Source organism: Pseudoduganella umbonata (assembly GCF_014192225.1).
Taxonomy (GTDB): domain Bacteria; phylum Pseudomonadota; class Gammaproteobacteria; order Burkholderiales; family Burkholderiaceae_D; genus Rugamonas; species Rugamonas umbonata.
In genome coordinates, this window is the sequence record NZ_JACHXS010000008.1 from 295,460 (window position 1) to 319,852 (window position 24,393).

At 64.2% G+C, this 24,393-nt stretch carries 26 protein-coding genes; 16 read left to right on the forward strand and 10 right to left on the reverse strand.

Features of this window, described 5'->3' with window-relative positions; all coding sequences use genetic code 11:
- Positions 1–88 precede the first annotated feature (88 nt).
- Positions 89–982: a LysR substrate-binding domain-containing protein gene (locus FHS02_RS20910; RefSeq protein WP_137316494.1), complete on the forward strand. Its 894-nt coding sequence runs from the start codon at positions 89–91 to the stop codon at positions 980–982.
- Positions 983–1,196: 214 nt separating this feature from the next.
- Here the strand turns inward: FHS02_RS20910 and FHS02_RS20915 are convergent, their stop codons facing one another.
- The 4 genes from FHS02_RS20915 to FHS02_RS20930 all read right to left on the reverse strand — a co-directional run bounded on the left by FHS02_RS20915 (position 1,197) and on the right by FHS02_RS20930 (position 3,726).
- On the reverse strand, positions 1,197–2,069 hold the full coding sequence (locus FHS02_RS20915; RefSeq protein WP_137316493.1) for a hypothetical protein: 873 nt from the start codon (positions 2,067–2,069) through the stop codon (positions 1,197–1,199).
- Positions 2,069–2,851 (reverse strand): hypothetical protein, encoded by a 783-nt coding sequence (locus FHS02_RS20920; protein WP_137316492.1) that lies wholly within the window; start codon positions 2,849–2,851, stop codon positions 2,069–2,071. Before FHS02_RS20920 ends, FHS02_RS20915 begins: the two co-directional genes overlap by 1 nt.
- Positions 2,851–3,354, reverse strand: coding sequence for a hypothetical protein (locus FHS02_RS20925; protein WP_137316491.1), 504 nt, complete (start codon positions 3,352–3,354; stop codon positions 2,851–2,853). Before FHS02_RS20925 ends, FHS02_RS20920 begins: the two co-directional genes overlap by 1 nt.
- Positions 3,355–3,432: 78 nt before the next feature.
- Positions 3,433–3,726: a DnaJ domain-containing protein gene (locus FHS02_RS20930; protein WP_137316490.1), complete on the reverse strand. Its 294-nt coding sequence runs from the start codon at positions 3,724–3,726 to the stop codon at positions 3,433–3,435.
- 140 nt (positions 3,727–3,866) lie between these two features.
- Between FHS02_RS20930 and FHS02_RS20935 the strand changes: the two genes are divergently transcribed.
- From FHS02_RS20935 to FHS02_RS31645, 4 genes are all read left to right on the forward strand, one after another.
- Complete coding sequence (locus FHS02_RS20935; protein ID WP_137316489.1) at positions 3,867–5,630, forward strand: glutamine--tRNA ligase/YqeY domain fusion protein; 1,764 nt, start codon at positions 3,867–3,869, stop codon at positions 5,628–5,630.
- A 230-nt stretch (positions 5,631–5,860) separates the two neighbouring features.
- Positions 5,861–7,672 carry a CHASE domain-containing protein gene (locus tag FHS02_RS20940; RefSeq protein ID WP_229422386.1) on the forward strand — a complete coding sequence of 604 codons (1,812 nt, stop codon included), beginning with the start codon at positions 5,861–5,863 and terminating at the stop codon, positions 7,670–7,672.
- A 266-nt stretch (positions 7,673–7,938) separates the two neighbouring features.
- On the forward strand, positions 7,939–8,625 hold the full coding sequence (locus FHS02_RS20945) for a glycine-rich domain-containing protein (protein WP_137316488.1): 687 nt from the start codon (positions 7,939–7,941) through the stop codon (positions 8,623–8,625).
- A gap of 195 nt (positions 8,626–8,820) precedes the next feature.
- Positions 8,821–9,675 (forward strand): glycine-rich domain-containing protein, encoded by an 855-nt coding sequence (locus tag FHS02_RS31645; RefSeq protein ID WP_229422385.1) that lies wholly within the window; start codon positions 8,821–8,823, stop codon positions 9,673–9,675.
- Between the two features lie 96 nt (positions 9,676–9,771).
- Here FHS02_RS31645 and FHS02_RS20955 read toward each other — a convergent pair whose 3' ends face one another.
- From FHS02_RS20955 to FHS02_RS20965, 3 genes are all read right to left on the reverse strand, one after another.
- Complete coding sequence (locus FHS02_RS20955; RefSeq protein WP_137316487.1) at positions 9,772–10,014, reverse strand: hypothetical protein; 243 nt, start codon at positions 10,012–10,014, stop codon at positions 9,772–9,774.
- A 233-nt stretch (positions 10,015–10,247) separates the two neighbouring features.
- Entirely contained in the window at positions 10,248–10,520 is a 273-nt protein-coding gene (locus FHS02_RS20960) for a hypothetical protein (RefSeq protein ID WP_137316486.1), read from the reverse strand.
- A 62-nt stretch (positions 10,521–10,582) separates the two neighbouring features.
- Positions 10,583–11,545, reverse strand: coding sequence for a sugar nucleotide-binding protein (locus FHS02_RS20965; protein WP_371870575.1), 963 nt, complete (start codon positions 11,543–11,545; stop codon positions 10,583–10,585).
- Between the two features lie 66 nt (positions 11,546–11,611).
- Between FHS02_RS20965 and FHS02_RS20970 the strand changes: the two genes are divergently transcribed.
- From FHS02_RS20970 to FHS02_RS20980, 3 genes are all read left to right on the forward strand, one after another.
- Positions 11,612–12,637, forward strand: coding sequence for a CDP-6-deoxy-delta-3,4-glucoseen reductase (locus FHS02_RS20970; RefSeq protein ID WP_137316484.1), 1,026 nt, complete (start codon positions 11,612–11,614; stop codon positions 12,635–12,637).
- 71 nt (positions 12,638–12,708) lie between these two features.
- On the forward strand, positions 12,709–13,956 hold the full coding sequence (locus FHS02_RS20975) for an MFS transporter (protein WP_137316483.1): 1,248 nt from the start codon (positions 12,709–12,711) through the stop codon (positions 13,954–13,956).
- 86 nt (positions 13,957–14,042) lie between these two features.
- Positions 14,043–14,411 (forward strand): HPF/RaiA family ribosome-associated protein, encoded by a 369-nt coding sequence (locus tag FHS02_RS20980; RefSeq protein WP_137316482.1) that lies wholly within the window; start codon positions 14,043–14,045, stop codon positions 14,409–14,411.
- Between the two features lie 15 nt (positions 14,412–14,426).
- On the opposite strand, the gene FHS02_RS20985 is transcribed toward FHS02_RS20980, so the two are convergent.
- A complete protein-coding gene (locus FHS02_RS20985) occupies positions 14,427–15,206 on the reverse strand; it encodes a helical backbone metal receptor (RefSeq protein WP_137316481.1) in 780 nt (259 codons plus the stop codon).
- A 100-nt stretch (positions 15,207–15,306) separates the two neighbouring features.
- Here FHS02_RS20985 and FHS02_RS20990 point away from each other — a divergent pair, with 100 nt between their 5' ends.
- From FHS02_RS20990 to FHS02_RS31245, 3 genes are all read left to right on the forward strand, one after another.
- Positions 15,307–16,266: a diguanylate cyclase gene (locus FHS02_RS20990; RefSeq protein WP_137316480.1), complete on the forward strand. Its 960-nt coding sequence runs from the start codon at positions 15,307–15,309 to the stop codon at positions 16,264–16,266.
- Positions 16,267–16,460: 194 nt separating this feature from the next.
- Entirely contained in the window at positions 16,461–17,579 is a 1,119-nt protein-coding gene (locus FHS02_RS20995) for a type IV toxin-antitoxin system AbiEi family antitoxin (RefSeq protein ID WP_221403915.1), read from the forward strand.
- Positions 17,580–17,707: 128 nt separating this feature from the next.
- On the forward strand, positions 17,708–17,905 hold the full coding sequence (locus tag FHS02_RS31245) for a hypothetical protein (RefSeq protein WP_221403916.1): 198 nt from the start codon (positions 17,708–17,710) through the stop codon (positions 17,903–17,905).
- Between the two features lie 60 nt (positions 17,906–17,965).
- On the opposite strand, the gene FHS02_RS21000 is transcribed toward FHS02_RS31245, so the two are convergent.
- Positions 17,966–18,514: a DUF5610 domain-containing protein gene (locus tag FHS02_RS21000; protein WP_137316478.1), complete on the reverse strand. Its 549-nt coding sequence runs from the start codon at positions 18,512–18,514 to the stop codon at positions 17,966–17,968.
- A gap of 34 nt (positions 18,515–18,548) precedes the next feature.
- Here FHS02_RS21000 and sbcB point away from each other — a divergent pair, with 34 nt between their 5' ends.
- Positions 18,549–19,994: an exodeoxyribonuclease I gene (sbcB, locus tag FHS02_RS21005; RefSeq protein WP_137316477.1), complete on the forward strand. Its 1,446-nt coding sequence runs from the start codon at positions 18,549–18,551 to the stop codon at positions 19,992–19,994.
- Positions 19,995–20,217: 223 nt separating this feature from the next.
- On the opposite strand, the gene pyrF is transcribed toward sbcB, so the two are convergent.
- A complete protein-coding gene (gene pyrF / locus FHS02_RS21010; RefSeq protein WP_137316476.1) occupies positions 20,218–21,033 on the reverse strand; it encodes an orotidine-5'-phosphate decarboxylase in 816 nt (271 codons plus the stop codon).
- 169 nt (positions 21,034–21,202) lie between these two features.
- On the opposite strand from pyrF, the gene FHS02_RS21015 reads away from it, so the two are divergent.
- The 4 genes from FHS02_RS21015 (at position 21,203) to FHS02_RS21030 (ending at position 24,390) form a co-directional block, all read left to right on the forward strand.
- Positions 21,203–21,805: a LemA family protein gene (locus FHS02_RS21015; protein WP_137316475.1), complete on the forward strand. Its 603-nt coding sequence runs from the start codon at positions 21,203–21,205 to the stop codon at positions 21,803–21,805.
- A gap of 259 nt (positions 21,806–22,064) precedes the next feature.
- On the forward strand, positions 22,065–22,886 hold the full coding sequence (locus FHS02_RS21020) for a TPM domain-containing protein (RefSeq protein WP_371861489.1): 822 nt from the start codon (positions 22,065–22,067) through the stop codon (positions 22,884–22,886).
- Positions 22,886–23,395, forward strand: a complete 510-nt coding sequence (locus FHS02_RS21025; RefSeq protein ID WP_137316474.1) for a TPM domain-containing protein — start codon at positions 22,886–22,888, stop codon at positions 23,393–23,395. The genes FHS02_RS21020 and FHS02_RS21025 overlap by 1 nt, the downstream gene beginning before the upstream one ends.
- Positions 23,396–23,973: 578 nt before the next feature.
- Positions 23,974–24,390, forward strand: a complete 417-nt coding sequence (locus tag FHS02_RS21030) for a VanZ family protein (protein ID WP_229422384.1) — start codon at positions 23,974–23,976, stop codon at positions 24,388–24,390.
- The last annotated feature ends 3 nt before the right edge of the window (positions 24,391–24,393 follow it).

Here is a 24,393-nt window from a genome sequence, read left to right on the forward strand (position 1 = left end):
TCAAGGACGATGGAGCGATGGTAGGATTGCCCGGTATTACTGTCCAATATATATTTGAGTCATCATTAATACTTCAAAGCGATAACAGATGGAGCTTCGACACCTGCGTTATTTCGTCGCCGTGGCCGAGGAACTGAGCTTTACGCGGGCGGCCGAGCGCCTGCACATCGGCCAGCCCCCGCTCTCGCAGCAGATCCAGGCACTGGAACATGAAGTGGGCGCGCGGCTGTTCGAGCGCAGCAAGCGCTGGGTGCGCCTCACGGAGGCGGGCAAGCTGTTCCTCGTCGATGCGCGGCGCGTGCTGGCGCTGTCCGAACAGGCCAAGGAAACCGCGCGCCGCGCACAGCGGGGCGAAGCGGGCGAACTGCGCGTGGGCTTCACCTTCTCGACGCCGTTCACGGCGCTGTTCGCCTCCGTGGTACGGCGCTACCGGCAGCAGTATCCCGGCGTGCTGCTGACCTTCGTGGAGATGGCAACCTTGCCGCAGCTGGCGAAACTGGAGGCGCGCGAACTGGACCTGGGCTTCGTGCGCACGGTCAGCGTGCCGATCCCGGAAACCATCACGCTGACGACGCTGCGCCACGATCCGCTGCGGCTGGTGCTGCCGGCCGACTGGCCGATCGCGGCGATGGAACGCATCACGGTGAAGGACCTGGAGGGCTTGCCGTTCGTGATCTTCCCGAAGGATGCGGGCACCGGCATCCACCCGCAACTGTTCCGCATGTGCCGCGCCGCCGGCTTCACGCCGCAGATCGCGATGGAAGCGGGCGAGGCGTCGACGATCATCGGGCTGGTGGCCGCCGGCTGCGGCATCTCCGTGCTGCCCAGTTCATTCGAGGGCATCCACATGGACGGCGTGGTGTACCGGCCGCTGGACGACCCGCAGGCGACGACGGCACTGATGCTGGCGCAGCGCAGCGACGACGCCGGCCCGCTGGTCGAGGCATTCCTGGCATTGGCAAAAGCTGCCGCAGGGGAATAGTTGCCGGAAAAATGGGGACAAAAAACGGAGGACAGACGGCGTGCGATGCGGTCGACACGGCGGCGATCTGGTGTCGGACACCGGGTTGATGGTGTCGGACACCGGTTCTTGCGTGGTGACATACTGGCGAAAACCGGTGTCCGACACATGAATGTGTCCGACACCAGCGACGCGAACGCCGGCGCAATGTCGACGAAAACCATCGGCGGAGCGCTCAGTCGTAGTCGGGATCCAGTTCCGAGCCGGCGTAGTTTTCCAGCTCGGCGAACAGCGTCTTCATCGCCGTGCGCCCCGGAATGTGCTGCAGCACCGTGCATCCCTTGCGGTAGACGTCGATGCGGTTCAGCAGCACCGGGTGGTGCTGGGCAGGCACGGCGGCGGCCAGTTCGGCCCAGCCGGCTTCGAAATCGGGCTTGTTCGCGCGCACCGCCTTGACGAAGCGCTCGAAGTCCTTCTGGCCGGTGCGGGCCACGATACGGCCGCCGCCTTCGACGGCGAAGATGATCGCCAGCGCGATCACGCCTTCCGCGTTCAGGTCGGTATCCTTGATGGCACCGGCGCTGTTATGGCGGCGCAGCCAGTTGGCGAAACGCACCACCGCCTGCGCTTCCTGCCGCTGCTTCAACTGCTCCTGGTAGCGCGCCGGGCCGTCCCAGTTGGCGTTCGGGTCGGTCAGGCAGATGTCGAAGAAGATGTCGCGCAGGCGCCGCTGCGCATAGACCGGATCCTGGTCGTATTCGCCCACCAGCGTATCTTCCGGCATTGCGGCCAGGTCCTTCAGCTGGCGGAAGCCGGCCTGGAATGCCGCCTCGGCGCCGTTATCGACGAGGAAGTCCAGCGCGGCGGCGTCGCTGTCCACGGCGAGCAGTTGCTCGAGGCCCAGCGATACGCCGCCCACCGTCAGGTTGACGGCCTTCTGGATGCCTTCGGAAGTACGGTGGTTGGTGAACTTCTCGGCAACCATCGCCGTGATGCCGGCCAGCTCGTCGGCAAGCATCACGGCCGCATCCGGACGGGTATCGCCCGGCAGCAGCTTGATCGCGCGCGTCAGTCTCGGCAGGTTTTCGCGTACGAGTGCCGGCAGCATCAGGAGAAGATCCCCGTGCCGAGATTGCGGCGGCCGCCGCGCGTGCTGCCGCTGCGGGTGCTCGGCACCTGCTTGCGCAGCCGGTACAGCAGCTCTTTCGTCGAGCGCTGCAGCACCGACGGTTCTTCGTCGTCCGGATCGTCGGAATATTCGGCGTCGGCCAGGTCGGCGCTGTGGCGGAACTCGGGGAACAGTTCGAACAGTGCACGGTCCCAGCCATCCTCGCTGGCCTGCGCCAGCGCGACGGCCAGCGGTACCACGTCGCTGTCGGAGGACGACTGCGCCGTGATGTACTGGCCCTTCGAGATCACTTCGCCGGCCACTTCCAGCATTTCCTTCGGCGCCAGCGAGAACACGATCGCAAACACGGTCGCGCCATGGTCGGTGGCGGACGCTTCCTGCAGCAGCTCGCGGCGGCGCTCCTCATCCTCGGTGCCGAACACCACGCCGTGGATGTGCGAGAACAGCGACTCGGCGATGCGTTCGGGATCGTCCTCGATCATGTCCTCGTTCCACGTGGCGGCGATGTAGGCCAGGCTGTCGGCCCATGCCTTCGGCGGCACCAGCAGCGTGGCCAGCGACAGCTTGCCGCCGTCGAAGCCGGCCATGTGCAGCGCCGTCACGTGCGGCGGAATGTTCTGCAGCACCTCGGCCACGGCCAGGTCGCCGTGCTGCTCGGCCGCGTCGGCGAATGCCTGCTCGGCATGGCCCAGCGAACCGGCCAGCACCAGTTCCGTCACCTGCTTGCTGATTGCTGGCAGATTGGACTTTTCGTCGGACATCAACGCTCTCCTTCCTGGTCGAACATCTGGGTGAATTCCTCGCTGGCGCCGCCGTCTTCCTCGTCGTCATCGCCGTCGTCGCCTTCGGCGAGCTGGTCGAGCGAGGTATCGTCGTCGTCCCACATGCGCGGATGCTTGTGCAGGAACGCGGTCACGATGGCCTGGCGGCCCAGGTCGGGATGGTTTTCCTCGATGGCTTCCAGCATGCGGGCGGCCTCGCCGTCCGGGCACGATACGGCCGAGAACACGCGCGCCGGGTCGCCGAATTCGAAGTCCTCGGCATCGGCCAGCAGCGTTTTCGGTTCGGCGATCTCGATCACGTCGACCAGCGCGAACGCCATCATGTTCAGGTCCTCGATGCCGCCGCCATTGGCATACTCGGTCACCAGCGCCTTCGTCATCGCCTGGTAGTTCTTGCGGTCCGGCGGATCGCCCAGGATGCCTTCGATCTGATCGGCCAGTTCGCGCGCCTGGAAGGCGAACTCGGGGTGTACTCTTCTCATGTCAATCTTTCAAAAATGCGTGACCATTGTTGGCCTTGCGGGACCTCGAGAAATCGTCGGTTTATCGCGGCCCCTCGACTAGGCGGCAGGTAGTGTGACGCCGTGCAGGCTGAAGACGGAGCGCCACAACTGGTAGGCTTCCTCTTCCGGGTCGATGATGATCCGGTGGTTCAGGCTCTGGTTGTATTCTTCCCGCTTGGCCGGATCGGACAGTACCTCGTAGGCCTTGACGATGGCCTTGAAACGGGCATCGGCGCCCGGTTCGGGATTGCGGTCCGGGTGGAAGCGCATCGCCAGCGAACGGTAGATCTTCTTGATCTCGTCGTCCGTCGCGTTCGGCGCCACACCCAGCACGTTGTACAAATTATCCATGTATTTATCTGCCTAGTAACTCTTGTCCAAAACGAGGGCGTAAGGGCGAATTATCCTATAGAAAACGCTCCGCCGTCCCGCCGCGCTGGCGTGCGTACGGTAAAATGGCCGTCAATCGACTCCAATTCCCGCCTTCGTACATGAGCAACGACAAAAAGACTGCCGCAGCGGCCCCAGCGCCGAATTTCCTTCGCAACATCGTCGAACACGACCTGGCCACCGGCGCGCACCAGCGCGAGGGCCTGCCGCAAGTCATCACCCGCTTCCCGCCCGAGCCGAACGGCTACCTGCATATCGGCCACGCCAAGTCGATCTGCCTGAACTTCGGCCTGGCGCGCGACTACCAGGGCCGCTGCCACCTGCGCTTCGACGACACCAATCCTGCGAAGGAAGAGCAGGAATACGTCGACTCCATCATGGACAGCGTGAAATGGCTGGGCTTTTCCTGGGAAAACCAGGATCCCGCCGGAGGCGACGCCTACCTGCACTATGCCAGCGATTACTTCGACCGGCTGTACGAGATGGCCGAGTACCTGATCAAGGCCGGCTACGCCTACGTGGACAGCCAGAGCGCCGAGGAAATGGCGGCCAATCGTGGCAATTTCAATACGCCGGGCGTCAATTCGCGCTTCCGCAACCGCCCTGCCGAGGAATCGCTGCAACTGTTCCGCGACATGAAGGCAGGCAAGTATGCCGATGGCGAACACATCCTGCGTGCCAAGATGAGCGAAGACGCGATGGCGTCGCCGAACATGAACCTGCGCGACCCGGCCATCTACCGGATCCGCCATGCGCACCACCACCGCACCGGCGACAAGTGGTGCATCTACCCGATGTACGACTACACGCATCCGATCTCGGATGCGCTGGAAAACATCACCCATTCCGTATGCACGCTGGAATTCCAGGATCACCGCCCGTTCTACGACTGGCTGCTGGAAACGCTGGCCGAAGGCGGCTTCTTCAAGAAGCCGCTGCCCAAGCAATATGAATTCTCGCGGCTGAACCTGACGTACATCGTCACCTCCAAGCGCAAGCTGCGCCAGCTGGTCGAGGAAGGCATCGTCGACGGCTGGGACGACCCGCGCCTGTCCACGCTGGTGGGCATGCGCCGCCGCGGCTTCACGCCGGAAGGCATCCAGCTGATGGCCGAACGCACCGGCGTGACGAAATCGGATGGCTGGATCGATTTCGGCGTGCTGGAAGGCGCCGTGCGCGAAGACCTGGACCCGAAGGCGCCGCGCGCGATCGCCGTGCTGAAGCCATTGAAATTGATCGTCGACAACTTCGATGCCAACGACAGCGTCGAATGCAGCTCGCCCGTCCATCCGCACCACCCCGAGCTGGGCAACCGCACGTTCCCGTTCACCCGCGAACTGTGGATCGAGGAAGAGGACTTCATGGAAGTGCCGAGCAAGGGCTACTTCCGCTTCTATCCGCCGATCGGCGACCAGCCGGGGGCGCGCGTGCGCCTGAAATACGGCTTCGTGGCCGAATGCACCGGCTATGACAAGGACGACAGCGGCAAGATTACTGCCGTGCACGTCAACTACTTCCCCGACAGCAAATCGGGCACCGACGGCGCCAACAACTACAAGGTGAAGGGCAACATCCACTGGGTCAGCGCCAGCGCGGCACTGGAAGCGGAAGTACGCCTGTACGACCGCCTGTTCACGGATCCGCAGCCGGATGCCGGCGGCAAGGATTTCAAGCAGTTCCTCAACCCGAAGGCCAAGGAGGTCGTGACGGCGTACCTGGAACCGGGCCTGGAGGATGCGCAGGCCGAACAGCGCTTCCAGTTCGAACGCCACGGCTACTTCGTGGCCGACCGGGTCGATTCCCGGCCGGGCAAGCCCGTGTTCAACCGGATCGTCACACTGAAAGACAGCTGGGGAACAAAGTAATCCAAGGCAGACGAGGCCGCCCGCGAGGCGGCCTTTTTTCAGGCGCGCGCGAAACTTTAGTCACATTGTTTAGTCACATTGATCAGGCGCTTGCCTGTTGTCCACGACAGCGGGGATGCGGGCTGCGTCCGCCGCAACGGTTAACGTCCTATAGCGGGTTTGTTCTTGACGCAGCTCATACCGACTGCCTATATTTTGACCACGAACCCAGCTCTCCGCGCGTGCCGTCCATGAAACAACCTCTGTCAGGAAAACTGCACGAAGCCAAACCTTCCTGGTGGAGCGGCGTGCTGCTGTCGATGCTGGTCGGCGCCGGCTTCTATGCATGGATGGCCAATTCGCTGGAAAGCGAGGCGCTCGAGCGCTTCCGCAACCAGGCCCGCAGCATCCAGTACAACATTGCCGGCGGCATCAAGGCCTGTACCGACGTGCTGCGCGGCACCGCCAGCCATTTCCAGGCCAGCGAAGGCATGTCGCCGCAAAGTTTCCACCGCTATGTGCGCGGGCTGGACATCCCGCACAATTTTCCATCGATCGCCAGCATCAATTTTGCCCAGTACGTGCCGGACGACCAGCGCGCCGCCTTCGAGCAGCAGATGCGCGGCGCGGCGGTACGCGACCTGGGCTATCCGGAATTTCGCATTGCGCCACCGGGCAAGCGGCCTTACTACACGGTCATCACGCTGCTGGAACCGATGTATGGCGCCAAAGGCAAATTCGGCTACGACCTGTCGGCCCGGCCGGCCGGCGCGCAGGCGCTGGCCAGTGCGCGCGACACCGGCGAGATGTCCAGTTCCGGCGTGCCGGTGCTGTTGCCCGAGGCGCCCACGCAGTTCGGCATGCCCCTGCGCCTGCCCGTCTACCGCGCCGACATGCCGGTCGTGACGGTACAGGACCGGCGCGCCGCCTACCTGGGTTCGGTGGGGATCGGCTTCTCGGTACCGCGCCTGGTGGAAGCCGCGATGGTCGATACGCCGGTGCGCGAGATTCGCGTGCGGCTGTACAGCACCACTCCCGGCAAGCCGCCGAACGGCAAGGCACCGAACGGGCACCTGCTGTTCGACAGCGTCGAATCGTTCGCCGGCCAGGCGCCGCCGGACAACCATGTGCAACTGAGCCTGCCGCTCAATTTCAATGGCCGGCTGTGGCAGGTCTACTTCGATGCGCCGCGCTCCGCGCTGTTCTCCAGTTTCGATGCCTACCTGCCGTGGCTTGCCGCGCTGGTGGGATTCGTCAGCACGCTGCTGATGTATGCACTGTTCCATGCCCAGGTATCGTCGCGGCGGCGGGCACTGCAGATGGCGCGCGACATGACGCGCGAATTGCGCGACAGCCAGGCCAAGCTGCAACTGTCGCACCAGCGGCTGCGCCGGCTGGCCGCCCACGCCGAACAGATCAAGGAAGAAGAGCGCAAGCGCATCGCCCGCGAGATCCACGACGACCTGGGGCAGAACCTGCTGGCGCTGCGCATCGAGGCCGACATCCTGGCCAACCGTACCTCGCTGCGCCATCCGCACCTGCACGCGCGCGCCACCGGCACGCTGAAGCAGATCGACGACACGATCCGCAGCGTGCGCAACATCATCAACGACCTGCGGCCCAACGTGCTGGACCTGGGCTTGTCCGCCGCGGTCGAATGGCAGACCACCCAGTTCCGCAAGCGTTCGGGCATCGAATGCGACGTGGTGGACCCCGAGGGCACGCCGGACGTGGACGACCGCTGCGCCGTGGCACTGTTCCGGGTGCTGCAGGAATCGCTCAGCAATATCCAGCAGCACGCCCGCGCCACCCATGTGCGGGTCGAACTGCGCCAGCTCGGCGGTACCCTGCGGATGACGATCGCGGACAACGGCATCGGCTTGCACGATGGCAGCCGCAACAAGAATGGCTCGTTCGGCCTGGTCGGCATCGAAGAGCGCATGAGCCTGCTGGGCGGCGATTGTTCGATCGTCAGCCGGCCGCATGGCGGCACCACGGTCACCGTGACCGTGCCAATCGCCTGGCGCGCCACCCAGCCTGCCGTCGGCGCATTTGCCGGCTAATTCGCCGGCTAGATAGCGTCGAACAAAACCTCCATGGCTGCGTTGCAGCTCCTTGCCGTACCAAGCGTACTGTCTTCCTCGCTGCGCCTTGCCCCGAAGGCTTTGTTCGCCGGCCAGCAGCGCCGATGCGAGGCCCGCTCGCCTGCCGGTAGCGTAATAGAAGCTCCCTATAGCTTGATAAACATCAATAGACGTCTTTAAGCAAGGACAACAATAGTCCTTGTAACGACAACTAGTGATTTTTCTCAACCATAAGGAGCTTGCACATGACGGATTTCGACACTATCGACGCTCTGGACCTGGACCCCATCAAGGTCAAGCTGATGCACGAGGAGTCCGGCGAGGGATGGAGCCTGGAACGGGCCAATGCGGTGGAAAAGGAATATCGCCGCTTTCTGTACCTGATGAAGAAATTCCCCGAAGAACAAGCCGCGCCGCTGATGGACGTCGACACGTTCTGGCATTACCACATCCTCGACACGATGAAGTACGCGGCCGATTGCGACGCCGTGTTCGGGCATTTCCTCCATCACTTCCCCTACGTGGGATTGCGCGGCGCAGCGGACGAAGAGGCGCACCGGCAGATGGGCGAGCGCATGCGCTTGCTCTACGAAGAAACGTTCGGCGAGGATTACATCAGCGCCGGCACCACGGCATGGTCGGCCCGCGCGCCCGAACGCCAGGCCGGTACGGCATGGTCCGCTCGCGCCCCGGCGCAAACCGCCTGGTCGGCCCGCTCGCCACAGTCGCTGGCTGCCCAGACCGCGTGGTCGGCGCGGAGCGTTGCTGCCGAAACCGCCTGGTCGGCCCGCGCGCCGGCGGGCCTGGCCACCACGACGGCCTGGTCCGCCCGTGCGCCCGCTGCCCCGACGCCGTCCATGGCCTGGTCGGCCCGCTCGACCGTCGATGGGTTCTACACAGAACGTCCGCGACTGGTGCAACTGCCCTCATAAGAGTGATGTTGCGGGACTGCAACGCCAGTTCCGCATTTTTCCTTGAGACCCCGCACACGATTGAACGCGCGACGTTGCCATCCGTAATCTACTCCTATACTGGGACCTGTTGACGTTTCCATGAACCAACATTAATTTCAGGTGGCTTCCCGCACTCCGGCTGCCCCGTCGCCAGTAACCATCAGAGAGGATTACATGATTTCTTCCGAACAATTCCAACCGTTTGCCGAACTGGACCTGGAACCCATCAAGGTCAAGCTGATGCACGTAGAATCCGGCGAAGGCTGGTCGCTGGAAAAAGCCAACGCGGTCGAGTTCGAGTACCGCCGCTTCCTGTTCCTGATGAAGGCGTTCCCGAACGAACAGACGGCACCGCTGATGGACGTCGACACGTTCTGGCACTATCACATCCTGGATACGATGAAATACGCGGTCGACTGCGACAAGGTATTCGGCTATTTCCTGCATCACTTCCCTTACATCGGCCTGCGCGGCGAAGATGACGTGGAAGCGCACCGCCGCGTTGGCGACCGGATGAAGGAACTGTACGAAGAAACGTTCGGCGAGCCTTACGTACGCACTGCCGCGACCGCCTACTCGGGCCGCATCGGCACCGAAACCGCCTATTCCGGCCGCATCGGCACCGAAACGGCATACTCGGGCCGCATCGGCAGCGAAACGGCGTATTCGGGTCGCATCGGTACCGAAACCGCCTATTCCGGCCGGATCAGTACGGCGACGGCGTACTCCGGCCGGATCGGCACGCAAACGGCCTATTCCGGACGCATCGGTACCGATACCGCCTACTCCGGCCGCGTTGCCTACTCGGGCCGTGTCAGCGAACCCACCGTTGCCGCAAAAACGGCGTATTCGGGCCGGGTCAGCGATGCGAACGTCAGCCCGAAAACCGCCTATTCCGGCCGCATCGGCACCGAAACGGCCTATTCGGGCCGGATCGGCGCCACCACGGCTTACTCGGGCCGCATCGAAGCAGCCCCGGCGCAACCAGCGTTCTACACCGAACGGCCGCGCCTGGCAGATCGCGCCTGATCGGGTGCGCCAATGAAAAAGGCCGGTCCCGCGAACGGGGCCGGCCTTTTTTTCCACCGTGCCCATCTATTCACTACCGGGCATGGTGCACCTGGCTCAGTGCGTCATCAATTCGCGCAGCTCGCGGATCGAGTAATCGCTGATCTCGTGCATCCGGATCAGGATCGTGGCGCCGATCGGCAGCGTGTTGTGGCGGATCTTGCTGATGACGGGCGGCGCCACTTCGAGCGCGCGCGACAGCGCCGCATCGTTTTTCAGTTCCAGCTTGCTGATGATGGCGTCGAGGACACGGTTGGGATTGTACGACGGTGATACGGTCAGATCTTTCAGGAATGACATTTCAGACTCTCTCGGGCAGTGCTCTTGTGAGCAGTAGCAGGTTTACCAATATGTCGCCGGCTCGTTACCGGTCTATGGATGACAAACAATATCGCACGACAAACTAGTTTGCATGCGGACAATATGGTACACCGATTTACTTTATTTTTGGCAACGCGTGTGAGAATTAGAGAGATTTCACTACGATCGTTTATGTTAGGACAGCGGCGATATTCACCTTCCCGAGGGCTTCCTTAAGGCAGCGGCCGTGGACAATCGCGGGCCAGTTGCAGCAGTAACCAGTACCAGGTTACCGCCGTCAATGCCGCAAGTTCGGCCAGCAGGAGCGGTAGTGCCGGGATCGCGGCTTCCTGCCGCGCCACCGGCAACTGGTGCCAGCCCAGTTCGCGGCGGATCTCATCCGGCGAGGGCAGCGGCAACGGTAGTCCGGCGCGGGAGGAGACCTGGCGCCGGGCCATCCATGCCCGTACTTCTTCCTTGCTGGGATGCCGGCGGTTCGCGTCCATACGACCTCCTGATGGTGTCTGCCTACGTTAGTCGCAAGCAGCCATCGCGCGTTTGCGGCGGGTCAATCCTGCCGGACGGCCGTCATCTTTTGTAGCCCGTCGGCAACGGTTGGATAGCGCAGCCGCATCCCCAGCTCATGCTTCAGCCGGCCGTTGGCAAGGCGGCGCGACTCGGACATGAAGGACAGCAGCGTCGGCGATACCACCTGGGCCAGCTGTGGCCGAGGCAGCCGCGGCGGGCGAGGCAGTCCGACCGCATCGGCCACGGCATCGAAGTACTCGGCCATCCGCATGCGGCTGTCGTCGACGGCGTGGTAGACACGCTGCGGCTGGCCGCGGTACAGGGCCGCCCGGACCAGCCCCGCCAGGTCGTCCGCGTGGATATGGTTGGTGTAGACGTCATCCGCCGCATCGAGCGCGGGCGTACCCTGGCGCAGGCGTTCCAGCGGCAGGCGGTCCGCCGCATAGATGCCCGGCACGCGCAGGATGGACAGCCTGCCCTGCGCACGGCGAGCCCAGCCGCGCAGCACCCGTTCCGCGTCGACCCGGCGGCGCGCGCGGATATTGCGGGGGGCCACCGGCTGCGTTTCATCGACCAGGCGCCCCGCCAGATCGCCATAGACACCAGTGGTACTGACATAAACGACCCTGGCCGCCTCGGGTAGAATGGCGGCTACATTGCGCGTGCGCGTATCGCGCTCGCCGGTGGCCGGCGGCGGCGCCAGGTGGATCACCGTGTGCGCCAGGCCGGCGAGACGGCGCAGCGACGCCGGCTGGTCGAGATCGGCCAGCACGGGTACCGCGCCCGCCGCGCGCAACATGCCGATGTCGGCCATATCGCGTGTGACGGCAAAAACGCGGTAGCGCGCGCAGAGCAGCGGCAACAGCCGCATGCCCACGTCGCCGCAACCGAGGATCAGCAGCTTCGGCTTCCCGAAGCGCGGTTTCACCAGGTGCGGCTGGCCGAGGGGCGGCTTCCCGAGGTGCGGCTGTCCGACCTGCGGCTGGCCGGGCGGCGGCTTCACGGAATGCGGCTGGCCTGGCGCCTGCCCCGGACTTTGTTTGGTTAAGCTTTTCATCTCAAGGATTGTATGACGTTTCAGATTACTGTTCAGCCCAGCGGCCACCAGTTCGCATGCGACGAAGACGAAACCGTGCTGGCAGCCGCGATGCGCGCCGGTGTCGGGCTGCCGTACGGCTGCAAGAACGGCGCCTGCAGTTCCTGCAAGGGCAAGGTGGTTGCCGGTTCGATCTCGCACAAGCCGCACCAGCGCCGCGCGCTGTCCGAGGAAGAAGAAGCCCAGGGCATGTCGCTGTTCTGCTGCGCGCTGCCCCATTCCGACCTGGTGATCGCCGCCCGCGAAGTGGCCGGCAGCGGCGATTTCCCTGTCAAGAAAATGCCGTCGCGCGTGACGACGCTGGAAAAGGTCGCGCCGGACGTGATCGTGATGACGCTGCAGTTGCCCGCCAATGAAGTACTGGAGTACCGTGCCGGCCAGTATATCGAATTCCTGCTGCGCGACGGCAAGCGCCGCAGCTACAGCATGGCCAGCGCTCCGGGTGCCGGCCCGGTCTCGCTGCACATCCGGCACATGCCGGGCGGCCTGTTTACCGACCAGGTATTCGGCACGATGAAAGAGCGCGACATCCTGCGCTTCGAAGGCCCGCTGGGCACGTTCTTCGTGCGCGAGGACTCCGACAAGCCGATGGTGCTGCTGGCGTCCGGCACGGGCTTCGCTCCCATCAAGGCGATCGTCGAGCAGATGAAGGCTTCCGGTTCGCAACGCAAGATGGTGCTGTACTGGGGCGGGCGCCGGCCGCGCGACCTGTACATGCATGCGCTGTGCGAACAATGGGCCAGCGAGATGCCGAATTTCAGTTATGTCCCGGTGGTATCCGACGCACTCGAGGAAGACGGCTGGACCGGCCGCACCGGCTACGTGCACCAGGCCGCGGTCGCCGACCTGCCCGATCTCTCCGGCTGGCAGGTGTATGCCTGCGGCGCGCCGATCGTCGTCGAATCGGCCAGGCGCGATTTCGTGGCCCGGTGCGGCCTGCCGGAAGACGAGTTCTACGCCGACGCCTTCACCACCGAAGCCGACCTGGCCCAACCTTAATCCCCCCGCGATCCCGGTCCCCACCGGCCCGGCCGGCCGGGGCGGGGCCGCATTTCATCACTGATCGCTTCATGTCCTCATCCAACGGCTTTGCCGTCCTGCGTCACCGTAATTTCTCGTTCTACCTGTCCGCCCGCATCCTCGGCACGCTTGCCGTGCAGATGCAGAACGTCGCCGTCGGCTGGCAGGTCTATTCGATGACCCACAACCTGTTCTACCTCGGCATGATCGGCCTGGCGCAGTTCGCGCCGTTCCTGCTGCTGATCCTGCCGGCCGGCCACGTGGCCGACCGCTACAACCGCCGCAACATCGTCACCGCCTGCCTGGCCACGCAACTGCTCGTCGGCCTGCTGCTGCTCGCGTTCGCCCACAGCGCGATGCACCTCGTCTGGCCCGTGTTCGCCGTGCTCGTGCTGTTCGGCAGCGCGCGCGCATTCATGGGGCCGGCCACCCAGGCGATGCTGGTCAACCTGGTGCCCCAGCAGGATCTCAGCAAGGCCGTCGCGCTGTCGTCGTCGAGTTTCCACGTCGCCGTGATCCTCGGTCCCACGCTGGGCGGCCTGCTGTACATCCACGGCCCGATCGCCGTGTATACAGTCGCCGCCACGCTGCTGCTGCTGGCGACCGTGCTGATGGCGCTGACCAAGGCGCCGCCGCAGGCCAGCAACCGCGAGCCGGCCACCTGGCACAGCGTGCTGGAGGGCCTGCGCTTCGTGATGTCGCGCCCGATCGTGCTGGGCGCGATTTCGCTGGACCTGTTCGCCGTGCTGTTCGGCGGCGCCACGGCACTGCTGCCGGCGCTGGCCCACGACGTGCTGCACGTGGGCCCGACCGGCCTGGGCCTGCTGCGTACCGCGCCGGGTGCCGGCGCGGCGCTGTGCTCGATCGCGCTGGCGTTCTTTCCCATCACGCGCCGGGTCGGCGCCTGGATGTTCGGCGGCGTCGCCGTGTTCGGTATCGGCACCGTGGTGCTCGGCACCACGACCACCTTCGCCGTCGCCCTCGCCTGCCTGCTGCTGATGGGCGCCGGGGACATGATCAGCGTCTACGTGCGGCACCTGCTGGTGCAGTTCGAGACGCCGGATGCGATCCGCGGCCGCGTCAGCGCCGTCAACTCCGTGTTCATCGGCGCCTCGAACGAACTGGGCGAATTCGAATCCGGCGTCACGGCCGGCTGGATGGGCCTGTCGCGCGCCATTGTCTTCGGCGGCGCCGCCACCCTCGTCGTGACGGGTGCGTGGATCAAGCTGTTCCCCGTGCTGGCGAAGATGGACCGTTTCCCCCATCACGAGAAAGAACTGGCCGAACAGGCGAAGTAAGCCTTGAAAACCCGGCAATGTGCTGCACTTAACAACAAAAGGGACCTGTACGACGTAACATCGCACCTACACAACGAGGAGGAAACATGCAAGTTCAAGTCAATACCGACAAGGCCATCACCCATGACGTCAACCTGGAAAACCACGTGGAAAGCGTGGTGCGCTCGGCGCTCGAGCGCTTCGGCGAGCAGGTCACCCGGGTCGAAGTCCACCTGGGCGACAACAACAGCAGCCACAAGTCGGGCCCGAACGACAAGCGCTGCATGATGGAAGCCCGCGTGGCCGGCATTCCGCCGATCGCCGTGACGGACCAGGCCGGCGACCTGCACCAGGCCATCACCGGGGCATCCGGCAAGCTGGTGCGTGCGCTCGATACCGCCATCGGCAAGCGCAGCGACGTCAAGCACAACACGCCCGTTGCCGACCTGGTGCAGCCGGACCCCGTCGACGACTGACCGGCAGGATCGCGGTCAGCGCGCCGCGGCAAGTTCACGCAGGTACGCCAGCCCGTCCAGCGCGCGGCTGCCGTACCACGACATCATCTCCCCATCCACCAGCTGCACCGGCTTGCCGAGCTGCTTTTCCAGCGCATCGGCATGCGCTTCCGTAAAGCGGTACGGCTCGGTGGACAGCAGTACCTGGTCGATGTCCGCCACCAGCGCCGCATTCCAGTCGAAGCGGGGATAGCGGCCGGCGCCCAGCGCCGGTACGCTCCAGCCGATTTCCGCCAGCATCGCCGCGATATACGTGTCGCGCGACACCGTCATCCACGGGTCTTGCCAGATGCAGTACAGCACGCGCTGCGGCGGTCCTTTCGGCATGGCGCGCAAGGCGGCCAATGCCGCGGCAAACGCATCGCACCAGCGCGCCGCCGCCTCGTCCGCGCAAAATACCCCGCCCAGCAGGCGCGCCAGCGCAAGATTGTCTTCCGGACGCAGCGGGTGAGTGACGATCACGTTCGGCACGAATCCGGCCAGCAGGTCGACGGTGGGCTTTTCGTTTTCGTCGATGTTGACCACCACGTGCGTCGGCGCCAGGGCGCGCAGCTTGTCCAGGTTGACATCCTTGGTGCCGCCGACCTTAGCAATGCCGCGCACCACGTCGCGCGGGTGGATGCAGAAGCCGGTCCGGCCCACCAGTTGCCGCGCCAGTCCGAGGGTGCACAGCAGTTCGGTAATCGACGGCACCAGCGAAACGATGCGGGCATCCGGATCGGGCCGGTGCGCACGGCCGAGGGCATCGGTAAACATAATGTAATTGGGAAATTAAATGTAATGTGTTGAAACAAGTTGGGGCACGGTCCCGTGCCTTGCATGCGCTATCATGGCATGACTTCCTGGAACCTCCGCCGTGAAACTACTCAGCACTTTCGCCGCTTCTTCACACGACCTCGCTACCCTGCAACTGTTTCGCGACGCCGATACGGCCAGCGCCGCCGCGTTGCTGGCGGACTGCCCGGTAATGCTGGCGGCCCCGGGCGAAGTGGTATCGGACCCCGCCGTTCCCCGCCTCGTGATCGTGCTGCGCGGCGCGCTGGCCGATGCCACCGGCGACGGCGCCACCACGAAGATCCTGCCGGGAGAAAGCACCGGCGAACAATCGGTGCTCGATGGCGAAACCGACCTGTCGGGCCTGGCGGCACTGGAAGAAAGCGAACTGCTGCTGGTCGATGCGGACCTGGCATGGCGCCTGATCGAGGAAGCCGACGGGGTGGCCCGCAACCTGCTGCGGCTGCTGTCGTTCCGCATCCGCGCCGCCAGCATGCAATTACGCCGGCGGCAAAAGCTGGGCGAATTCTACCGCCAGCTGTCGTTGAACGATGGCTTGACGGGTTTGTACAACCGGGCCTGGCTGAACGACGTGCTGCCACGGCTCGTCGCCACGGCCCATGCGACCCGCGCGCCGCTGTCGCTGGTCATGCTCGACCTCGACCGTTTCAAGCAGTTCAACGACCATCACGGCCACCTGCAGGGCGACAGCGCGCTGCGCATCGCCGCGCACGTGCTGGCCGGCGCGCTGCGCCCCACCGATTTCGCCGTGCGCTACGGCGGCGAGGAACTGATGGTCATCCTGCCCGACACGCCGGGCCCGGTGGCGGCCGGCGTGGCCGAGCGGCTGTGCGAACGCATGCGCGAAGCGATCGTGTTCGACGACATGCGGCTGCCGCTGCCACACGTCACCGCGTCGTTCGGCGTGGCTTCGCTGCAGGAGTCGCAGGGCGACCATGCGCTGATCGCGGCCGCCGACGGGGCGCTCTACCGCGCCAAGGCGGCCGGGCGCGACCGGGTGGTCGTGGCCTCGGGAGCCTAGCCGTCACTCGACGTTGAGCCGGTCCGGTCAGAGACCCCTGCTCCCCCCTGTTTCATGCTCGGCTTTACCTGCCCTTGCCCGCCTTGACCGCGGATGCCGGAGCGAAGACGCGCAGGCAGCGCGATGCTGCCTGAAGCTGCGCCGGCTGTTTTCACATTTTCAGTTTTTTCACGATCCGTGAAAATCGATATTTATTGAAAGACCACTCGATCCTTCCTATCTCGGAGTCCGTGAACAAGGGAAATGAAATGCGCGAACCTCGAGTACGTGGCATCTTGCCACCCCTCTTGCCTGCCCGGGAGCAGCTGATTCTGGAAGCAATGGCAGCCCTGCGGGACAAAACCGCCATCGAGGCCGAGCTGCTGGCGCCAGGGGCCGACTCGCCCCAGGCCGAGGCCCGCATCGACCTCCACTACGACAACAAGAAATTTCGCTATATCGTCGAGTGCAAGCCACTGGTGGATCGGCGACAGTTGATTGACCAGGTCCGCCGCCAACTGCCTGAAGGATCAGGGCTGCTGATCACCTCATACCTGTCCCGGGAACTGGCGCATTACTGCCGCGAAGTGGGGCAGCAATACATGGACACATGCGGTAACGCCTATCTGCGCGGGAAGGGTTTGTTCGTGTTCATCAGCGGCGAGAAAGACGAGAACAGGCTGCGGCAGCCACGCACGCCGCGAGGCCTGAACGCATCGGGCCTGCGTGTCGCGTTTGTCCTGTTGACGCAGCCTCGTCTCATCAACGCGCCGCTCAAGGATATTGCGCAAGCAGCTGGTGTAGCGCTCGGGTCGGCGTACAACATGCTCGATGAACTGGCAGCCCGCGGCTATCTGCTGAAGATCGATCGGCACCAGCGGCGCCTTCTCGAACCAGGCCGCCTGATCGATGAGTGGGCGATCAATTATCCTTTCGTGCTGCGTCCGAAGCTGGCGCCAAGGCGATTCACCGCACCCGATGCCCAGTGGTGGAAGACATCGGACGAAGACATCCCTTTCGCGTGGGGAGCGGAAGTTGCGGCAAACATGATGACGAGCTACCTCAAGCCAGCCACGCAGACGCTGTACATCGAGCCTGGCCATATGGAGAGCGCACTGCGTACGCTCGTCAAGCGCCATCGCCTGCGGCCCGATCCGGCAGGACAGATCGAGGTACTCGAACAGTTCTGGCGCATTGAAGAGGGACCGAGGCCGGCCACGGTGCCGCCGCTCCTGGTCTATGCCGACCTGCTTGCCATCCTGGACCCTCGGGCCAGTGAAACGGTCAGGATCATCAAGGAGAAGTTCATTGACCACACGTTCGATTCGCCTTGACCGGCCAATAGATCCGGTTATCACCGAGATTCTCGCTGCAGTGGCGGAAGCAGCGCGAGCGGGAGGCATTGCGCATATGCTCGTCGGCGCAGCGGCACGCGATATCCTTCTCACCCACGTGCTCGGCCTTGACGCACCTGGCGAATACAGGAACCCGGCAGGTGCTGGTACGGATTCTCGAGCGGGATTTCTCCCGGCTTACCAGGGAAATGATCAGACCTTACCGGCATCTCGGCAATGTGGAACACCTCGTCGTATCAGGACTCGGGCTCCTGCTGCGCGCGCTCGCCGAATCCAGGGACGACGGCGATCAAGGCGATGAATAGCCAGTGCGCGGCACGTTGGACGGTGCCGGCCAGGTCATCAAGAGAGCCGTCGCCCGGCGATCAGGCGGCTTCCGGTTCTTCCTTCGGTGCCGCGGCGCGGGCGGCGAAGTCGTCGAACCCCTTCATCACGAATTCATAGGTCCGGTCGACATTGGCGGCCACGTCGCCGCCCAGGATGTTCAGGCCTTTCAGGATGTCGCGGGCTTCCTTGAAACCCTGTTCGACGCCGCCTTTCACCGCATCCATGAACTTTTGCAGCGCCGCGTCGTCTTCCATCTGGGGATTCTGGCGCCGGAACACGTCGTAGAAACCGGTGGCCAGCGACACGATGCGGCCGGCCGTCGCCTGCGGCGAGTTGTCCAGCCGGGCGGCGCTCTGCACGGCGTTCTCACCCAGCTCGGCGCGCAGCGCTTCGTTGATGCTGGTGATCGCCGACTTGTACAGCAGCGCCTGAGGATTGCTGCCCACGCCGATCGAGATCGACGCGGAAGCTTCCATGATCGATACGTTCAGCTGCAGTTTCGCCCGGGCCGCGGTGACCTCGCCCTGGTTGGCCACCTTCGAATCGGTCGAGATGGCCTTCGAATTGAGGGAAACGCTATTTGCCACGATAATCTCCGGTTATGACACGACTAAGCTACTCATGAGCAACCACACCTTTCTCTGGCACGACTACGAAACGTTCGGGGCCGTGCCACGCCGCGATCGTCCCGCGCAATTTGCCGCCATTCGCACCGACGCCGACCTGAACGAGATCGGCGAGCCGGTCATGCTCTACTGCAAGCCGGCGGACGATTACCTGCCCGACCCGCAGTCCTGCCTGATCACCGGCATCACGCCCCAGCACGCCTTGCGCGAAGGCGTACCCGAACACCGGTTTGCCGCCACCATCCTAGAACTCTTTGCCGAACCCGGCACGATCGGCGTCGGCTACAACACGATCCGCTTCGACGACGAGTTCACCCGCTTCCTGTTCTGGCGCAACCTGATCGATCCCTATGCGCGCGAGTGGCAAAACGGCTGCGGCCGCTGGGATTTGCTCGACGTGGTGCGCATGTGCCACGCGTTGCGGCCTGATGGCATCGAGTGGCCTACAGGCGATAACGGCAAGATCAGCTTCAAACTTGAATTATTGACATCAGTCAACAATCTGACGCACGACGCGGCGCACGACGCGCTGTCCGACGTGCGTGCCACGATCGCGCTGGCACGGCTGATCCGGCAGAAGCAGCCGCGCCTGTGGGAGTTTTGCCTGGCGCTGCGCGACAAGGGGCGCGCGGCGGACGAGATGGGCCTGCACCTGGCGCGCGAGCTGCGCAAGCCGTTCCTGCATGTGTCCGGCATGTTCCCGGTGGAACGGGGCTGCCTGGCGCTGGTGTGGCCGCTGGGCACGCATCCGACGAACAAGAACGAGGTGCTGGTCTGGGATTGCAGCCATGACCCGCGCGAATTGTTCACGCTGGACGCGGAAACCATCCGCACCAGGCTGTTCAGCCGGGCCGACAGCTTGCCCGAAGGCATGACGCGCCTGCCCATCAAGAGCGTGCACCTGAACAAGTCGCCGATGCTGGTGGGAAATCTGAAAACGCTGAGCGCGGACATGGCGCAGCGCTGGGGCATCGACGTGGAACTGGCGCTCGCGCATGCCCAATACGCGGCCAGCGGCCCCGATCTGTCGGCGCTCTGGGAACAGGTATTCCACCGGCCGCCGGCGGAACCGGCCGATGTCGACGAGGATCTATATGGCGGCTTCATCGGCAAGGAAGACCGCCGGCTGCTCGACTCGCTGCGCCGCGAACCGCCCGCCAGGCTGGCCACCATGTCGCCGCATTTCCAGGACGATCGACTGGCCGAGCTGCTGTTCCGTTACCGCGCCCGCAATTTCCCGGATACGCTGTCGGAACAGGAACAAGAACACTGGGCGCAGCACCGCGCCGCGCGGCTGCTGGAAGGCGCCGGCGGCGCGCGCAGCCTCGACCAGCTGTTCGGCGAGCTCGAAACACTGGCGCAGACGGCCGACGAGCGTGCCGAGGGCATCCTCGGCGAGCTGTACGACTACGCCGAAATGATCGTGCCGCAGGACTTTTAACCGAAGCAAAACTGTGGACGGGCCCCGGTCGAGAACCTCAGTTTTGCGCTTTGGTGTCGGACACCGGCTTCCTGGTGTCGGACACCGGTTTTGCCCGCACTGCAAAGAATGGCGTCGAAAACCGGTGTCCGACACCTGAAGGTGTCCGACACCAGTAACGCAGGCGCTGCCGGCAACGGTGCAAACGCTTATCCGAACAGCTTCAGGGAGTGTTTCGGTTTTCTCAGCGGTGGGCGTTGATTGCCCGTCGCGTCTCGTCGGCCACGCGCCGCGCGGCTTGCGCGAAATCTTCGCCGGCCTGCGGCGCCGCATACAGGATCGCGCGCGAGGAGTTGATCATCATGCCGGTGCCGGCATCGGTGCGGCCGGCTCGCACGGTGGCTTCGATATCCCCGCCCTGTGCGCCGATGCCTGGAATCAGCAGCGGCATGGCGCCGACGATGGCGCGCACGGCGCGGATCTCTTCCGGGAACGTGGCGCCGACCACCAGCGCGCACTGGCCGTTGCCGTTCCACTTGTCCGCCACCAACTGCGCCACGTGCTGGTACAGCGGCTTGCCGTTTACCTCAAGAAACTGCAGATCGGACCCGCCCGGGTTCGACGTGCGGCACAGGACGATCACGCCGCGGTTCCATTCCATGTAGGGTTCCACCGAGTCGGAACCCATGTACGGGCTGACCGTGACGGCATCCGCGCCGTAGCGGTCATAGGCTTCGCGGGCATACTGCTTCGCCGTCGCGCCGATGTCGCCGCGCTTCGAATCGAGGATCAGCGGAATGTGCGGGTGCTTGTCGCGCAGGTAGGCGGAAATGCGCTCCAGCTGGCCTTCCGCGCCCAGCGCCGCGAAATACGCGATCTGGGGCTTGAATGCGCAGGCCAGGTCGGCCGTCGCGTCGATGATCTCGGTGCAGAAGCGGTAGATGCCATCCGGGGTGCCGCGAAATTGTGCCGGCAGGCGGTCCAGGTCCGGATCCAGGCCTACGCACAGCAGCGAATCGTTGGCGGCCCAGGCGGCGTTCAGTTTGTTGATGAAATTCACGGCGGCCCCTTATCGAAAATAGTGCAAACCCACCATTATAGTGGACGCGGGATCGCGCGATGGTCGCGTCCGGTGCGTCGTCGAGCTATGTGCTGCACCGAACACTACGCAGCTTGCCATCCCTGTATAGTCGCTTCAACAAGGGAATGTGTCATTTCAAGGAGGAAGCATGCGCAACCATTTCGTACGCTGGATTGTCCTTGGCCTGCTGACGGCCACGCTGACCGGCTGCGGCTACAACGATTTCCAGAGCAAGGATGAAGCGACCAAGGCAGCCTGGGGCGAAGTCGTCAACCAGTACCAGCGCCGGGCCGACCTGATTCCCAACCTCGTCAACACCGTGAAGGGGTACGCCTCGCACGAGCGCGAAACGCTCGAAGCGGTCACTGCCGCACGCTCGCGCGCGACCAGCATCCAGGTCACACCCGAAGTGCTGAACAATCCCGCCGCGTTCCAGAAATTCCAGCAGGCGCAGGGCGAGCTGTCGTCCGCCCTGTCGCGGCTGATGGCGGTATCCGAACGCTACCCCGACCTGAAAGCCGACACCAGTTTCCGCGATCTGCAATCGCAGCTGGAAGGCACGGAAAACCGGATCACGGTGGCACGGCAGCGCTACATCGCCTCGGTACAGGACTACAATGTACTCGCGCGACGCTTCCCCACCAACCTGACGGCGATGATGTTCGGCTATGACGTCAAGCCGAGCTTCACGGTGGAAAACGAAAAAGCCATCTCGACCGCACCGACCGTCGATTTCGGCGCGAAGAAATAAGTCGTCGATCGTGCCGGCAACCATGCAGGAGCAGAAAACCGCCATGCCGCTGGGTCCGCAGGACAAACCCGCACCACCCGCCGCCCCGCGGCGGCGCACGCGCGAACATCCTTCCGAAGGCAAGTGGCTGGGTACCGCCGAGAACACCAGCGAGCGCGAAGTGCACGACGCCGGCCGCCGGCGCGGCTTGCGCCGCCTGGTGCCCAGGCCATCGAAAAGCTGGCTCGGCCATTGGCTGGTGCGTTACACGCTGCTGGTGATCCTGCTGTGCTTTGCGCTGCTGTTCGTCGAGGCGGCGCGGGCACAGGCGGCCAGTCCGGCGCAGGCCGATCCATTCGTACCGGTCCCCGAACTGTCGGCCCGCGTTACGGACCAGGCCGGCATGCTGACGGCCCAGCAGCGCGGCGCGCTCGAAGCCGTGCTCGCCGATTACGAAACGCGCACCGGCAGCCAGATCGCGGTCCTCACCGTGAACAGCACGGCCCCGGAGCCGATCGAACAGTACAGCATCCGCGTCACCGATGCCTGGAAACTGGGCCGCAAGGGCGTCGACGATGGCGTATTGCTGGTGGTGGCGAAGGATAATCCCTCTTCGCTGCGCCGCCTGCGCATCGAGGCGGGCCGCGGCGTCCAAGGCGTGCTGACCGATGCCCAGTCGAAGCGCGTGCTGCAGGACGTGATCGCGCCGCACTTTCGTAACAACGATTACTACGGCGGCTTGACAGCAGGGGTGTCCGCCATCGCCACCTTGCTGGACAAGGAACATTTCCCGGCGCCGCAACAGCAGTCAACCCAGCGGCAGGCCCAGGCGGACGGCATCGGTGGATGGGTATGGCCGGCGATCCTGTTCGGCGTCTTCATCCTGTTGCCGATGTTTCGCGGCCGCGGGCGCAGCAGCAGCCTGCATCGCTCCGGCTGGGGCTCGAATGCCGCGGGCGTGCTGATCGGCAGCGCGCTCGGCAGTGCACTGGGCAGCGCCCACCGTGGTGGCGGCTTTGGCGGCGGTGGATTCGGTGGCGGTGGATTCGGTGGCGGTGGCGGCGGCACCTTCGATGGCGGCGGCGCCTCGGGAGACTGGTAATGGATGCGATTGCACGCTGGCGCCGCGCGTTGCGCCACTTGATGACGGGTGCCGGCACGGGCCGGCGCTGCTTCCCCGAAGCGGCATTGCAAGCGATTGCCGCCGCGATCGGGGATGGCGAACGCCGCCACCGCGCCGAAGTCCGGCTGGTGGTGGAACCGGCGCTGCCGTTCGGCGCCGCGCTCGATGGCATGACAAACCGGGATCGCGCCCGCGCGCTGTTCGCACAATACGGCGTGTGGGATACGGAAGAAAACTGCGGGGTGCTGATCTACGTGAACCTGGCGGATCACGCGGTGGACATCGTGGCCGACCGCAATGTAGGCCGCCGGATCGCCGAAGCGGAATGGCAGGCCGTCTGCAGTACGATGACCGAGGCCTACAAGCGCGGCGAGTTCCGCGAAGGGACCGTGGCAGCACTGCACCAGCTTGCCGACCTGCTTCAGCGGCACTTCCCTTCCGACGGCTCGCGCCCCAATCAGCTGCCCGACGAGGCCGTCATCCTTTAACGAAGCCCTTACAGCGCACTGATGAGATATTCGCCATTTGCATATCTATTATCGAAATTCAAAATTGGACGTATATGTGGCGCTGCAGCATAATTGCACCTGTCTCCACTATTCTCCTCCAAGATAATAGTTTGAAGCCCGCCGAATCAGCGGGCTTTTTTTTTGCCGATACTGTTTGCACGCTTCTATCGCCAGGACTATCGCTGGCGTATCGCACCGGGTTTGCGCGTTGTCATGGCGCCGTCACAAGTCTTCCTTATACTCGACCCATCTGCCACACATGCAACCGATATGCGTGGTGGCAGACCTGGTGTGCTTCGGCACACCTCTTTTGAATTCGCATTCCGGTTTCATCGTCCCAGATCCCGATCCGCACCGATCCGAACCTTGATTCCGCGAATGCACGGCTTTTCAGCGTTGTTCCTGCACCGATCGATTCCTGCACCGATCGATTCCTGCACCGATCGATTCCTGCACCGATCGATTCCTGCACCACTTATTGGTCTCTTGGCCCGAACAGGGTTTGAGCCCGCCGCAACGGCGGGCTCTTTTTTCTCGGCCGTGCTATCGTTACGCTTTTGCCAATTCCACTGCCCGCCGTGCTGAAACTTCTTCATCTCCTGCTGCTGACTCCCGCTTATGCGCGCCTGCGCTACTGGGGTGCGATGGCGCTGTTCGCGCTGATCGTCATCATCGGTTCGATTCCCGGCGCCCGGGCGGATGCCGCTGAAGTCGCATCCGGCGTCGTGCTGCATTCCTGTGCTTATGCGGTGCTGACTTTCCTGATCTTTACCGGCAGTACCGGCACCCCGGCGCAACGCGCTGCGAAAGCCGTGCTGACGATCGCCGCGATGGGCACCGTGGATGAAGTGGTGCAGAGTTTCCTGCCCTATCGCCACGGCGCCATCGGCGACTGGCTGGTCGATTGCACGGCCGCCATCGTCACTTCCACGCTGCTGTGGGCACTGTGGGCCAACCGCAAGGTTGCCAACTGATCC

Bases quoted from the DNA above. Each gene is read 5' to 3' on its own strand.
- FHS02_RS20910 (WP_137316494.1), top strand. From the start codon at position 89: ATGGAGCTTCGACACCTGCGTTATTTCGTCGCCGTGGCCGAGGAACTG.
- FHS02_RS20915 (WP_137316493.1), bottom strand. From the start codon at position 2,069: ATGCTGCCGGCACTCGTACGCGAAAACCTGCCGAGACTGACGCGCGCG.
- FHS02_RS20920 (WP_137316492.1), bottom strand. From the start codon at position 2,851: ATGTCCGACGAAAAGTCCAATCTGCCAGCAATCAGCAAGCAGGTGACG.
- FHS02_RS20925 (WP_137316491.1), bottom strand. From the start codon at position 3,354: ATGAGAAGAGTACACCCCGAGTTCGCCTTCCAGGCGCGCGAACTGGCC.
- FHS02_RS20930 (WP_137316490.1), bottom strand. From the start codon at position 3,726: ATGGATAATTTGTACAACGTGCTGGGTGTGGCGCCGAACGCGACGGAC.
- FHS02_RS20935 (WP_137316489.1), top strand. From the start codon at position 3,867: ATGAGCAACGACAAAAAGACTGCCGCAGCGGCCCCAGCGCCGAATTTC.
- FHS02_RS20940 (WP_229422386.1), top strand. From the start codon at position 5,861: ATGAAACAACCTCTGTCAGGAAAACTGCACGAAGCCAAACCTTCCTGG.
- FHS02_RS20945 (WP_137316488.1), top strand. From the start codon at position 7,939: ATGACGGATTTCGACACTATCGACGCTCTGGACCTGGACCCCATCAAG.
- FHS02_RS31645 (WP_229422385.1), top strand. From the start codon at position 8,821: ATGATTTCTTCCGAACAATTCCAACCGTTTGCCGAACTGGACCTGGAA.
- FHS02_RS20955 (WP_137316487.1), bottom strand. From the start codon at position 10,014: ATGTCATTCCTGAAAGATCTGACCGTATCACCGTCGTACAATCCCAAC.
- FHS02_RS20960 (WP_137316486.1), bottom strand. From the start codon at position 10,520: ATGGACGCGAACCGCCGGCATCCCAGCAAGGAAGAAGTACGGGCATGG.
- FHS02_RS20970 (WP_137316484.1), top strand. From the start codon at position 11,612: ATGACGTTTCAGATTACTGTTCAGCCCAGCGGCCACCAGTTCGCATGC.
- FHS02_RS20975 (WP_137316483.1), top strand. From the start codon at position 12,709: ATGTCCTCATCCAACGGCTTTGCCGTCCTGCGTCACCGTAATTTCTCG.
- FHS02_RS20980 (WP_137316482.1), top strand. From the start codon at position 14,043: ATGCAAGTTCAAGTCAATACCGACAAGGCCATCACCCATGACGTCAAC.
- FHS02_RS20985 (WP_137316481.1), bottom strand. From the start codon at position 15,206: ATGTTTACCGATGCCCTCGGCCGTGCGCACCGGCCCGATCCGGATGCC.
- sbcB (WP_137316477.1), top strand. From the start codon at position 18,549: ATGAGCAACCACACCTTTCTCTGGCACGACTACGAAACGTTCGGGGCC.
- FHS02_RS21015 (WP_137316475.1), top strand. From the start codon at position 21,203: ATGCGCAACCATTTCGTACGCTGGATTGTCCTTGGCCTGCTGACGGCC.
- FHS02_RS21025 (WP_137316474.1), top strand. From the start codon at position 22,886: ATGGATGCGATTGCACGCTGGCGCCGCGCGTTGCGCCACTTGATGACG.